Below are 12,137 nucleotides of genomic sequence, written 5' to 3'. Positions count from 1 at the left end.
GTTTAGCAACAAGTGCGAAAGCCTGCGACCATCGGTAAGGAGGAGTTTGGGCGCGGAACTCTAATGGCTGAACGATATCGTTCCGGCTACTTGCCTTATCATCGTTGTTCATGACTGATCAAAACCATCGAAACCATCCGTTAACGCCTGCGATTGGCGACCAGCTTGCGAGAGCAGCAGCGCAGTTCAATAAAAAATTTGGTCGTCAGCCGCGCTTTGCCGCTGTTGCGCCGGGGCGTGTGAATCTGATCGGTGAGCATACGGATTACAACGAGGGGTTTGTTTTGCCTATGGCGATTGAACGGCAGACGCTGATAGTCGCCGACCGATCACCCAGACGCACTGTACGGATTATCAGCACCATGCCTGCGCTGAAAAGTGCAGGAGGTAGTGATGCCTTCGTGGAGTTTGAGGTTAATTCTGAGCTTCGACCAGGTGAACCTAAGTGGGCAAACTATGTAAAAGGTGTGGTGGCGCTGGCATGTCTGCGAGGATGTGATTACGGCGGATTTGATGCGCTTATTGACTCCAACGTGCCGTTGGGTGGAGGTCTTTCGAGCAGTGCAGCTCTTGAAGTGTCGATGATCACGCTGTTGGAAGCGATGGGAGTGTGCTCATTCTCCGCATGGGACAAGGCATTACTTGCGCAAAAAGCGGAGCACACGTTTGCCGGAGTACCGTGCGGGATTATGGATCAGGCAATCGCAGCATTAGCACAGGCCGGCCATGCGCTGCTTCTCGATTGTCGGTCGCTGGAAACAAAGACAGTGCCGCTATCTGATCCGAACCTGACGATACTAATCGCCAACACGAACGTAAGACATGAGCTTACGGGCGGTGAATACGCCCAGCGGCGGTTGCAGTGTGAGTCAGCGGCTCAGAAGCTTGGCCTTCGGAGCCTGCGTGATGCTACCAAGGCTCAGCTCGAAGCAAATCGATCGAAACTCGATCGAGTCGAATTCAGTAGAGCATTACATGTGGTTAACGAAATTACGCGAACTGTTGAAGCAGCAGAGGCAGCCCAGCGTGCGGATTGGCAACGATTTGGCCAACTTATGTTTCAGAGCCACGCATCGTTGCGCGATGATTACGAGGTAAGTTGTCCGGAGCTGGATACGTTAGTGGATCTGGCGTTCGACATGATGGCGACAGGCAGCGTCATTGGCTCGCGTATGACGGGCGGCGGCTTTGGTGGCTGCACCGTGAGTCTGGTAAGTACCGATGCGGTTGGTACTGTCCGCGACGCACTCGCACACGGCTACAAGCAACGTACAGGAATCGAGGCAACGATTTTTGACACGAGACCAGCTGCGGGAGCGCGGGTATTGGCGTTGAAATAACCGGCGTGACGCCTGAAATCTGGGAAATGGATCGGTTCCTGTGTGTCCACGCTTCGATGATTTCACGACTCACTTCTTATCACGGAATTACAACAACCTCGAAACAAGGCGTCCGAGGAGGACCGACTCGCGTATAAATCCAATACCTCACGGGTATTCTGACCGATGTGTAAATTGAGGTACCGGAATTGGGAAATCCTCAGTTTGAGGGGTTTAATTAGGTATGGACGCTGACTCCGTTGTATTTCTGAATGGCCGTTTTTTACCCCGCACCGCAGCAAGTCTCGACATCGAAGAGCGAGCGGCGATGTTTGCGGATGGGGTTTATGAAGTCGTCCGTTACTACGGCAGCAAACCGCTGGCGATGCGTGAACATGCTGAGCGGCTGCAACGGAGTATGACCGAAATTGCAATCGAGCCTACATCGGACACTCAGCGTATTGAAGACCTCAGCAATGAGCTGGTCCGTCGCAACCGCCTGACGGAAGCCAAGCTCTATTGGCAGGTTTCCCGTGGAGCAGCACCCCGCGACCACGCATATCCCAAATCTACTCAGCCAACGGTTCTGTTGATCGCTTCGAGAGCGGAGCCTATTGATCCGGCAGCCCCGCCGCGAGTGATCAAAACCATCCTTGCGAATGATGAACGCTGGCATCGCTGCGATATCAAGTCCGTGATGCTCCTGCCCAATGTCCTGGCACGTAACCGCGCTATACAAGCGGGATGTTATGAAGCGATTCTTCATCGAGGCGACCGAGTGACGGAGGGCACGTGTGCAAGCCTATTCATCGCTCGAGGAGGAGAGTTCTGGACCCATCCAGCTGACCATTGGATCCTCGGCGGCATCACACGATCGATCATTCTGAAACTTCTAAAAAAACACGGCTTGACCTGTCGCGAGCGAACCTATTCGGTCAACGAACTTCTGACGGCAGATGAAGTATTTATGTGCGGCAGCACAACCCATGTGGCAGCGGTCAGTCAGATTGATTCGACCGTCATTGGTAACGGATCCGCAGGCCCATTGACGACGCGGATTCATCAGTTGTTCATGAATCACATCGTCGAGTCATGTCTGCGGGTACCGATTCTTGCTTAACCGACTGGTAAATTCATAAACCTTTAACGGATAATCGTTAAGTGCGGCTCTAAGTAGGGGTTGAATTCCTGCCGATAAAAATTTCTGTGGCGATCGGGTTACCACCTTCGGGGGATTTCCAATGACAACGCGACCCGTTCTCGACAGACGCGATGCCAGGATATTTTTGGCAGCCTCACTTCTGCTAACGACGTTTTTCGCCTTGGCATATATTTTCGTGCGGCTGACTCGTAGCCATGACGATGGTCTGTTTCAGATGTTCGACCTTGACGCGGAAAACAACCTGCCCGCGTGGTTTTCATCATTACAGCTGGGATTGATCGCTGCGTTATCGTTGCTCATTGCGTCGCGTTGCGACGGTACGATCGGGCCTCGCCCCCGGTTCTTTGTCATCGCTGCTGTGGGATTTCTCTTTCTGTCCGCGGATGAGGCACTGGGTATTCACGAACGAATTACACACCTTGGAAAAGTATTTCCATGGCTTCCTGCGATTAACAACTCCGGCCGTTGGATGCCGGTGTATGGAGTCCTCGCACTGATTATTCTGATCTGGGTTTGGCGTGACGTATGCGTGCTATGGAAAATACGACCTTACACAGCACGATGCGCGATCTTCGGAGCCGCTACTTTTTTGGTTGGGGCTGTAGGATTGGAAATCATTTCTTACAAGTTCCTGCGCAAGACGCCTTACTACACCACTGAAGTTCTGGTCGAGGAAGTGCTGGAGATGGTAGGCGCGGGAATCATGCTCTACAGCACAGCCCGGATGCTGGGTGAAGCGGATACGGCACAGATCAGTTCTGTCGCGCCGACTGTACCGTGTGAATGACATCACGAGGATTTGAGCGGGACATGCTCTGCACGAAGATGGTGTTCAGCCAGATATTGGGTCAGCATTGCCGCATATCCTGCCCGAATCAGCGGGGCTTTACCCAATCCTAATTTCTCACGAACCCCCAGGATGACTTTGTCGTCTGGTCCTTCGATCTCTACGTAGTCGCCCAGGTAGGGCAGCGTGTCGATATCCACGTGGCAGCGGTCGAACTCCCATCGACGACGCTGTTTTTCGAAGCTCAGAGTCTGTACATACCCTAAATCATTGAGGAGTTGCGCAGCGATCTTGGCGTCGTTAACCACGATCTCCGTCTCCCGTCTCTGCTTAAGTTTGCTTTGAGCACGCGGACCTTTGTACGTAATCGTTACGACCTCGCGGCTGCCGTCTGTAGATTTCTCAACTCGAATGCGCAGTCCCTGATCGGCCATTCGCAGCGATCCGGATGGCGAGTCAAAAAAACGATTGATCTCAAGATGTACAGGTCCGCGCTTGGCTCCGACGGCTTCCAGTTTGGCTTCAAGTGCAGCCAGGTCGGTCACCTGCATTTTCGCTTCAATTTCAATACTCAATACTCATTCCTTCCTTGGATCGCTGAGAGAACGGAGTATTTAAATGGAAGGGAGTATGTGAGGCAAGTGATCAGTTCATACTGGTGGCTGGATGTGCGACATCGAGGTGATACCGGAATGCTCTTGTAATCGTGATGTCAGGATCAATGGAAACTGGCTTTATCTGGCGGCTTTTGGAAATCAATTATCACCAAACAGCACAGCATCAATTCCGGCAATGTGCAGCATTACACGCGACTGTTTTCGGTTTGACAGGGTCAGTGCGAATTGTTCGCCGTGATGCCGAAGGGTGCTTGAAGAGAGGATCAGCGTCAGAGGTGAAGGCAGAAGTTGCTGCCGGGATATACGAACGAGGAGCCACTGATCCGCCAGATGCAGACCAAGCTCATTGGCGAGATGGTGAAAGATGCGGAGCGGTTTCGATCGCAGGTGCCGCTCGCGAATCCAGCGAAAAGTTCTGGCTGCGATCAGCAGTCCAACGAGTGTGCCTGCAAGTAAGATCAGCCACCATATACCCAGGGAATCGGATGGCTGCTGGTTGCGGATTGCATCGCGCATCAGCTCCCATGACGGCGTCGCAGTGGTTCCCGACCGGCTGCCGGCAGCCCCAGCCAATTTTTGCGTGTTTGCCAGAAGTAGCGGAATCACGCTGCCCCCTGGTTGTGGTCGTGGTGGTGAGTGTCGGTACGCAGTACGGTAATGAGATGCTGAATCACTTCACCGGCACGTCGCTTCACCTTATCATCGCGATCAGTAATGGACATCTCCGCAACGTGACGTGACAGGTCGATTAACCCCAAGTGGTCGATGAGCCACAGTGCGCTGGTACGCTGTGCCGGTTGGGGGTGGGCAAGCATACGGGCCAGCGACGTGAGTGCTTCACCGGTACGCATCTCCATCAAGGCATGGATCGCATTGGCACGCGGACGGTTTTCTTCCCGTTCGGCCATATCAAGCAGGCGATCCACATGCCGTGTCGATTTGAGTTGATGAAGTGATTCGATGGCATTGGCACGCACACGACTGTCAGGATGATGCAAAAGCCTTTCGAGTGCTTCCACAGTCACAGGCGTGTCACAGGTGCCCATTGCTCTCGCAACCGCGGAGACGATAACTTCATCCAGATCGTGCGAAAGAGTCTGAAGTGACGATTCAAACCATGGTCCCTGGTTGAGTGTGTGAATGATTGCCAATGCACGAAGCCGAGCTGCGCGTTCAGGTCGGGCCAGCCGTTCTGCCAGATGTTTGTGAAACGTGGCATCTAGTTTGATCAATGCCTGCCCGCCTGCGATTTGCTGGGCAAAACTAAGCCGCGGCCAACTGTCCCAGAACCGAGTGAATCCCAGCGGAGCTAAATGTCCACCGGCGAGTTGGCGAATCTCCGCGTGGGGCGAATTGACGAGTTTGATCAGGAGTTTCGCCAAACCCGGCCAACGAACACGGACGAGATGTCGCAATGCCATCCTTGCCAGTTGGGGGTCCGCATCATCAGTAAACGTGGAGAGCACATCATGCGCTCCCTCGCCGCCGGGCTGCTCACTGATGGATAACAACGCTCGAAACAGGGATATCTTCATCGCCACATCGTGACTATGAATGAGTTTTGAGAGGGCGTCGATCTGATTCGGCGGATCGAGAGGTAATGCCCTGATCCAGCGAGGGACAGTCCGCCTGATGGATGCAGGAAACCCATCTGTAATTTCGGCACTCGGGCAAAGACGTCTGGCATCAGATAGACGACGAAGTCCTCGTGTTGCTGTTCCGATGGATAAAAAGTGTGTGAATCTTAGTGGTTCGGCCAATACCATTCCGTCCATGCGGTGCAGTCGTTGCACGGCTGGATCCATGAGTGGCGGCATCCTTAACCAGACCAACAGAGAGCGTCGAAATTCAGGTGCGGAATGCCCCTCCATCAATCGGGCCATCGGCTCAGCAGCTGGATGCGTGCGATCCTGAAGGATGCGGAAGATTCCGGCCATCGGTCGCGGGATCAATGCTGCCGCCGCCAGCAGCACCATCGGTTGACCATGATGACGGTATAGATTTAGCGCCTCTTCAAGACCCGTAATGAAAATCTGTTCCGCTTCTGCGTCATGAGTTGCCGAAGCAGCCAACTCTCGCGCCATCTCAAGCAGACTTTCGGCGGCGAGCGATCGGACCTCGGCATCACCGAAACGTAATTGATCCACCAAAAGATGAGCGAGCCGCGGTGATCGTGCCCTGCGGACGATTTGTATGGCATTGATGGGGCCAGGACCACTGCGCTTCTGCGCAGCCTGTCGAAGAGCATGGTAGTAGGCTGACGCTCGGGTGACGATACTTGTCTGGATTTCACCTGGTAGCAGATGAAAATTTTGAACCAGGCTCAAAGCTGCGTTGGGGTGGTCGTTTTCGAGTAGGTGCTTGGCGATCAATTTTGCCGCCGCGGGATCAGCGGTAGGGAGTGCCGCGGCCATCGATGCATCGATCGACTCGTCATGGACAGCATTGAGCCGTCGGTGAATTTCAAGAAGTTTCGACATCAGTTGGACCGGAAAATTGAGGATAATCCGAGGGTGCTGTCCGTTCGGATCATTCAGTGTGTACAGGAGTTATCGGCAGTGATGTTTATCGCTCTCCACTTCCAAAAATGGAAGAAAATCAGGTGGTCATACCGATTTTTAGGCTTCGCGCCAGACATATCCCCGATATAATGCAGCATTACCCGCCGTTTTTACCCCAGAGGAAACAATGAGTAGTGTTCATAAGTCAAGTAATGCACAGCTTTTTCGTCTCATGCTGTACCGCCGGGCACTGCACCCGGAGCTCTTTGATCTCCAGAGTCGAAAGATTTTTCGACATGGGGAATACGAAGTAGAGGCATGGTTGTCACCTTGTGGCCATGTTGTGCGGTTTCAAATTGAAGGTCAGTGCCTGACTGAGGCCGTTCTCGAAAGCGGTGATCACTTACCAGAGCACGGCTTAGTGCATGCTTTGCACTGTTTGGGTGAAAAAGATTTCGAGTTGGAGCCCGAAGGTCGTTTGGGCTATGTTACCTCCGTTCAGACTGAGTCGCTCAGCGACAACCTCTTCGCTGCCACGCTCCGCGAGATGCGCGATTTAGCAGGTGAAGCGGACGCAATGGTCCACGAATGGAAAGATCACGAAGGCAACCCCTGCCTTTCGCTCTTGGATGTGCAGAAGTACAAGAAGGAGTTCCACCTTCAGAGCTATCACCTGATCGGCGCGACGGGGATGGTCTTGCGTACGCAGTCGATCTTCGAGATCAAGCCACAGGCCTGAAGATTCAGGGCTCATCAGCTCTTAAGAACGAATCAAGGTCGCGATCAACATCGCGGCCTTGTTTCATTTACACTGGACGTTATTCGCTGCGATCATGAGTTAGAAACTTTATTCTGACATTCGAGACGATTTTCCATGCGAATCACCGGACGTAATGCTGTTATTTCCCAGATCGAGACCGCCGGCCTTGTCGCCGTGATTCGTGCCGACAGTGCCGACCAGTTAATTGATGTTTTCCGCGCCCTGGGTGAGGGCGGTGCAAACGTCGCTGAAGTAACCATGACCACTCCCGGCGCGCTGGATGTGATCCATCAGGCGACAACGAAACTCGGTAAAGAGTTCATCGTAGGGGTTGGCAGTGTCCTTGATGCGGAGACCGCCCGTGCAGCCATCCTTGCCGGTGCGCAGTACGTCGTCGCCCCGACGACAAACCTTGGGGTGATTGAGATCTGCCATCGCTACGATAAGGCCGTGATTCCCGGTGCATTGACGCCGACTGAAATTATTACGGCCTGGCAGGCCGGTGCGGATATGGTGAAAGTTTTCCCCGCCAATCTATTCGGACCTCAGTATTTCAAGGATGTGCTGGCTCCCATGCCGCACCTGAAACTCACGCCAACTGGTGGCGTGGACCTGACAACCGCCGCTGATTGGCTCAAGGCAGGAGCTGCCTGCCTGGGGGTCGGATCGTCGTTGGTGAGAAAAGATTTGATTAGAGCGAAGGATTGGAAGGGGCTGACCGGTCTGGCGCGACAGTTCGTGGAGGTGATTAAGCAATCGAGGGGCGGATGAAGAATCAAAACCTACCGAGTGCCATCCGTGTAGTATCTTTGCAGAGACTCAAAATAGAAAAATTATTTCGTTGAACGCGCCTAGTCCCTTCACGACGGGAAAACCTCGCTAAAATATCGTTGCGCCCTGCGCCGCGTGCTCCGTCCGCGTGTCTGACGAGAAGGGGATTCACATGGCCGATTCACCGGCAAAACGGGAACTGCTTTCACGCACTGTCAAACACATCGACATCACTCGGCATAACGTCGTACCTCTGGTCGATTCCATGCAGCATATGGCCTTCTCCGCCCGCGATCTTCAGCGGGCCAGCGACATCTTTGACCGAATGCTCAAAGACCGCGAATGCGGAATCATCCTTACGCTTGCAGGCTCACTTATCAGTGCCGGCCTGAAAAAGGTGTTTGTGGATTTGATCCGCAACAAGATGGTTGACGCTGTTGTTTCCACCGGTGCCAACATCGTGGATCAGGATTTCTTTGAGGCCTTGGGGTTCAAGCATTACATCGCTGAAGATAAACACAAATCCGGCATGTTTGACGGTGAACTTCGTGAACTGGCGATTGACCGTATCTATGACACGTTCATAGACGAGGACGAGCTGCGCATCTGCGATGACGTAATGATGAAAATTACTGATTCGCTGGAGCCGCGGCCATACTCGTCGAGAGAGTTCATCCGTGAGATGGGGGTATACCTCCAGAAGTACGGCAAGGATAAAGAGTCGATCGTGCTGGCTGCCTATGAAAATGACGTGCCGATTTTTTGTCCTGCATTTTCCGATTGCTCTGCGGGATTCGGACTGGTTGCCCATCAGCATGCACGAACCCAGGCCGGTCAGCCGATGGTGAGCATCGACTCGGCGAAAGACTTTTACGAACTCACGCAGATCAAGCTCAAAAATCCGACGACGGGCTTGTTCATGGTCGGCGGGGGGGTTCCCAAGAACTTTGTGCAGGACATCGTGGTCGCCGCTGAAGTCCTCGGCTATGAAGCCCCGATGCACAAATATGCTGTTCAGGTCACCGTAGCGGATGTTCGTGATGGCGCGTTATCTAGCTCAACGCTTAAAGAAGCGTCAAGTTGGGGCAAAGTGGACTTGGCGTGGGAGCAGATGGTCTTCAGTGAAGCGACTTTGGCGGTTCCGCTGATTGCGGGCTATGGCTACCACAAGGGTTCATGGAAGGGGAGGCAGGGCAAGCAGTTCGCCCGGCTCTATGAATCAGCAGCGGTTGGGGCGGGAAAGTAAGACTCGATATTACAGCCTTCTGTAACGTGTAACGAGATCGATGATTTTGGGCTGATTGGAGCGAATCGTCAGACTTTTTCGCCACGCTTCAAGTGCCTGATCTCGTTGTTGCGGAATGTTACGTCCCGACTGAACGTACAACGTCATCAACGCAACGCCCAGACCGTTGAGCGAAGCTACGTCATTGGCGTCGAGTGAGAGTGCGGCGCGGAAACTCGCCAGCGCATCGTCGTAATGCCGCTGTTTGAATTGCGAATATCCGAGTCGTTCATACGCGGTGGCAGTCGGCTGTTTTCGTAGCTGAGTTTGCAGCACAGCCGCGGCGCGGTCGTAATGCCCCAACTTGATATGCGCATCCGCCAGGCCCAGCAGGATCGGTTCCTCCAATTCACCCAGTTCCGCTGCGTGTCGATAGGCATCGACCGCATCGTCGTATTGTGCCAACAGGCTGTAGGTGGCACCGAGATTTGCCCAGGCAGCTTGATTCTGTGGTGAAAGATCCGCTGCACGCTTGGCGTATGCCAGACCGTCACCGGGACGATTTAGCTGGAGATACGCGCTGGCGAGGTTTTGATTGGCGTCAATACTCTCGGGCTTAATCGCGATCGCACGCAGATAGCTCGAAACCGCTTCCTCGATTCGACCCATGAGCTGGCGCATCAGGCCGAGGTAATAATGGGCTTCGAAGCTCATCGGATCGAGTTTTGTCGCGCTCTCATATGCAACACCGGCATTTTCGTAATCACCGCGCTTACGGTAGATGTCACCCATTCCCATCTGGGCTTCGACCAGGCGCGGGTTTTCTTTCAGTGCCGCTGTGAATGCTACCAGAGCGTCATCGCTGAGACCTTGTTCATTGAGTCGTTTGCCTTCGTTGAGTTGGTCTCGACCACGCGAGGAATCCGCAGGTTGCGTTGTGGACAGAGAGCGGCAGCCGGAGCTGCCGAACGTAAACGCGACAGCCATTGTTCCGACGAGGATGAAGAACCCTGCGTTTGCGTATTTCATCGCTCCCAAGTTAGGCGGCCTCACAGCGGGGGTCAATGGAGTAATCATCTGAGGAACGATTGTTTCTGGTAAGGCGATAGGTCCAAGATACTTTTCAGGCCGTGCCTCCGCCGCGATTGAGCGGGAAGCACTACAATTCTCACCATGCGCATCGCACTCGCGCAAACGAACCCGACCATTGGTGATATTGTCGGCAATGCCGCGCAAGTGCGGCATGCAATCATGGATGCCCGTGAACAAGGCGCGGAGCTGGTAGTTTTCCCCGAGCTTACCGTCATTGGCTACCCACCCAAGGATCTGCTGCTCAAGCCGACGGTCATCGATGAGTGTGCTGCAGCGGTGGAGGAACTAGCAGGTTCATGCTTCGATATTGCTGCAATCATTGGCTATCCGGCGGAGTCGGACCAGGCGGTGGGTCGGTCGTTGTACAACGCGGCTGCGTTTTGCGCCGGTGGTCGAATTGTGCATCGTTTTGTCAAAAGCCTGTTACCTACCTATGACGTATTCGATGAGCATCGCTACTTTGAGCCGGGGCCGCCCGTCACCGTGTGTGATCACCTGGGGATACGCCTGGGCGTGAGCATTTGTGAGGATCTTTGGAATGACTGCGAGCTTATGCCTCGCCTGCTTTATCGTGACGATCCTGTTCAGCGACTTGCCGAAGCCGGCGCGGAGATTTTGATTAACTGCTCCGCATCGCCCTTTGTCGTTGGTAAGCACGCCTTCCGCATCAAGCTCTTTCAACATGCTGCCAAACGCCACGGCCTGCCGCTGCTCTACTGCAATCAGGTTGGCGGTAATGACGAACTGGTATTTGACGGCAATAGCTGCGCGGTCGATGCGGGCGGGAATATCATTGCGCAGGCAAAAGACTTCGAGCCTGATCTGCTGATTGTTGATCTGAAGCAGAAAAAAGTCGCCGTTAAGCCCACGAAGAAAGTCAGGACAAAACCGCCGATTGTCACTGGTACCGGACGAATCTCCGCCCCTAAGGACGGTATCGAATCGGCGTACCACGCACTGGTATTGGGTCTCCATGATTACTGTCGCAAGTGTGGATTTAAGTCAATCGTCCTGGGGTTGTCGGGAGGTATTGATTCCGCGCTTTGCGCTGCACTGTCGGTCGCTGCCATCGGCAAGGAAAACGTGCGGGGCATTACGATGCCCTCTCGCTTCAGCTCTCAGGGGTCCGTGGATGATGCGGCCGATCTCGCTCGGCGTCTGGGTATCAAGTTCGATCGAATCCCAATTGACGAACCACACCGCGCCTTTGAAGGGTTGCTCGCTCCAGCGTTCGCCGGACTTAAACCCGATACCTCGGAAGAAAATATTCAGGCTCGCATCCGAGGTGTGATCCTGATGGCGTTCTCCAACAAATTCGGTTCACTGCTTGTGACTACGGGTAATAAAAGCGAGTTGGCTGTCGGTTACTGCACGCTCTACGGTGACATGGCTGGCGGGCTGGCGGTTATCAGCGACGTACCCAAGACGATGGTGTGGCAGCTTTCACGCTGGATCAATGATTCGTCTGACTCGCCGCTTCGCCGTGCCTATAACGGTGCGGTGATACCCGAAGCGTCAATCACAAAAGTACCAAGTGCGGAGCTTCGTCCGAATCAAACCGATCAGGATTCGTTACCGCCTTACGATGTGCTTGATCAGATTGTTGAGCGTTATGTGGAGCGTGAACAATCAGCGGGGCAAATTGTCGCGGAATTATCCGGCGTAGATCCGTCCGTGGTACTGAAGATGGTTCGCTTGATCGATCTCAACGAATACAAGCGCAAGCAGGCAGCACCGGGACTGAAGATCACCAGCCGTGCATTTGGATTTGGTCGGCGGATGCCCATTGCACAGCGATACGATAATGCGCGGACGATAAAGCCGGCTACGCAACACTCCAAGTAATGCAACCAACTGCTCCGGCTCGCGGAATCACGATACGTCTGAAAGCATGAGACGCTGA

11 protein-coding genes are annotated in these 12,137 nt (G+C 53.9%); 7 read left to right on the top strand and 4 right to left on the bottom strand.

Annotation, left to right across the window (positions count from 1 at the left end):
- The first annotated feature begins 110 nt into the window (after positions 1 to 110).
- The 3 genes from galK to IT444_11820 all read left to right on the top strand — a co-directional run bounded on the left by galK (position 111) and on the right by IT444_11820 (position 3,268).
- A complete protein-coding gene (gene galK, locus IT444_11830) occupies positions 111 to 1,340 on the top strand; it encodes a galactokinase (protein MCC7193461.1) in 1,230 nt (409 codons plus the stop codon).
- Positions 1,341 to 1,563: 223 nt separating this feature from the next.
- The gene (locus tag IT444_11825; protein ID MCC7193460.1) at positions 1,564 to 2,439 is read left to right on the top strand and encodes an aminotransferase class IV; all 876 of its coding nucleotides are present in this window, start codon (positions 1,564 to 1,566) and stop codon (positions 2,437 to 2,439) included.
- 217 nt (positions 2,440 to 2,656) lie between these two features.
- Positions 2,657 to 3,268, top strand: a complete 612-nt coding sequence (locus tag IT444_11820; protein ID MCC7193459.1) for a hypothetical protein — start codon at positions 2,657 to 2,659, stop codon at positions 3,266 to 3,268.
- 2 nt (positions 3,269 to 3,270) lie between these two features.
- Here IT444_11820 and cyaB read toward each other — a convergent pair whose 3' ends face one another.
- From cyaB to IT444_11805, 3 genes are all read right to left on the bottom strand, one after another.
- Positions 3,271 to 3,843, bottom strand: a complete 573-nt coding sequence (cyaB, locus tag IT444_11815; protein ID MCC7193458.1) for a class IV adenylate cyclase — start codon at positions 3,841 to 3,843, stop codon at positions 3,271 to 3,273.
- 180 nt (positions 3,844 to 4,023) lie between these two features.
- Positions 4,024 to 4,491 (bottom strand): hypothetical protein, encoded by a 468-nt coding sequence (locus tag IT444_11810; GenBank protein MCC7193457.1) that lies wholly within the window; start codon positions 4,489 to 4,491, stop codon positions 4,024 to 4,026.
- Positions 4,488 to 6,365: a HEAT repeat domain-containing protein gene (locus IT444_11805; protein ID MCC7193456.1), complete on the bottom strand. Its 1,878-nt coding sequence runs from the start codon at positions 6,363 to 6,365 to the stop codon at positions 4,488 to 4,490. The genes IT444_11810 and IT444_11805 overlap by 4 nt, the downstream gene beginning before the upstream one ends.
- A 208-nt stretch (positions 6,366 to 6,573) precedes the next feature.
- Between IT444_11805 and IT444_11800 the strand changes: the two genes are divergently transcribed.
- The 3 genes from IT444_11800 to IT444_11790 all read left to right on the top strand — a co-directional run bounded on the left by IT444_11800 (position 6,574) and on the right by IT444_11790 (position 9,163).
- Positions 6,574 to 7,125 carry a DUF2617 family protein gene (locus IT444_11800; protein ID MCC7193455.1) on the top strand — a complete coding sequence of 184 codons (552 nt, stop codon included), beginning with the start codon at positions 6,574 to 6,576 and terminating at the stop codon, positions 7,123 to 7,125.
- A 135-nt stretch (positions 7,126 to 7,260) separates the two neighbouring features.
- Positions 7,261 to 7,917: a bifunctional 4-hydroxy-2-oxoglutarate aldolase/2-dehydro-3-deoxy-phosphogluconate aldolase gene (locus IT444_11795; protein MCC7193454.1), complete on the top strand. Its 657-nt coding sequence runs from the start codon at positions 7,261 to 7,263 to the stop codon at positions 7,915 to 7,917.
- Between the two features lie 172 nt (positions 7,918 to 8,089).
- Positions 8,090 to 9,163: a deoxyhypusine synthase gene (locus tag IT444_11790; protein MCC7193453.1), complete on the top strand. Its 1,074-nt coding sequence runs from the start codon at positions 8,090 to 8,092 to the stop codon at positions 9,161 to 9,163.
- Between the two features lie 9 nt (positions 9,164 to 9,172).
- On the opposite strand, the gene IT444_11785 is transcribed toward IT444_11790, so the two are convergent.
- Positions 9,173 to 10,171, bottom strand: a complete 999-nt coding sequence (locus tag IT444_11785) for a tetratricopeptide repeat protein (GenBank protein MCC7193452.1) — start codon at positions 10,169 to 10,171, stop codon at positions 9,173 to 9,175.
- 144 nt (positions 10,172 to 10,315) lie between these two features.
- On the opposite strand from IT444_11785, the gene IT444_11780 reads away from it, so the two are divergent.
- Positions 10,316 to 12,079 carry an NAD+ synthase gene (locus tag IT444_11780; GenBank protein MCC7193451.1) on the top strand — a complete coding sequence of 588 codons (1,764 nt, stop codon included), beginning with the start codon at positions 10,316 to 10,318 and terminating at the stop codon, positions 12,077 to 12,079.
- Positions 12,080 to 12,137 lie beyond the last annotated feature (58 nt).

The sequence above is a fragment of the Phycisphaeraceae bacterium genome, from assembly GCA_020851465.1.
Taxonomy (GTDB): Bacteria; Planctomycetota; Phycisphaerae; order Phycisphaerales; family Phycisphaeraceae; genus JADZCR01.
This window is presented reverse-complemented; position numbering and strand designations above follow the sequence as displayed.

Excerpts from the sequence above, each read along its gene's own strand:
- IT444_11800 (MCC7193455.1), top strand. The coding sequence starts at position 6,574 with ATGAGTAGTGTTCATAAGTCAAGTAATGCACAGCTTTTTCGTCTCATG.
- IT444_11785 (MCC7193452.1), bottom strand. The coding sequence starts at position 10,171 with ATGAAATACGCAAACGCAGGGTTCTTCATCCTCGTCGGAACAATGGCT.
- IT444_11795 (MCC7193454.1), top strand. The coding sequence starts at position 7,261 with ATGCGAATCACCGGACGTAATGCTGTTATTTCCCAGATCGAGACCGCC.
- IT444_11805 (MCC7193456.1), bottom strand. The coding sequence starts at position 6,365 with ATGTCGAAACTTCTTGAAATTCACCGACGGCTCAATGCTGTCCATGAC.
- IT444_11790 (MCC7193453.1), top strand. The coding sequence starts at position 8,090 with ATGGCCGATTCACCGGCAAAACGGGAACTGCTTTCACGCACTGTCAAA.
- IT444_11780 (MCC7193451.1), top strand. The coding sequence starts at position 10,316 with ATGCGCATCGCACTCGCGCAAACGAACCCGACCATTGGTGATATTGTC.
- IT444_11825 (MCC7193460.1), top strand. The coding sequence starts at position 1,564 with ATGGACGCTGACTCCGTTGTATTTCTGAATGGCCGTTTTTTACCCCGC.
- galK (MCC7193461.1), top strand. The coding sequence starts at position 111 with ATGACTGATCAAAACCATCGAAACCATCCGTTAACGCCTGCGATTGGC.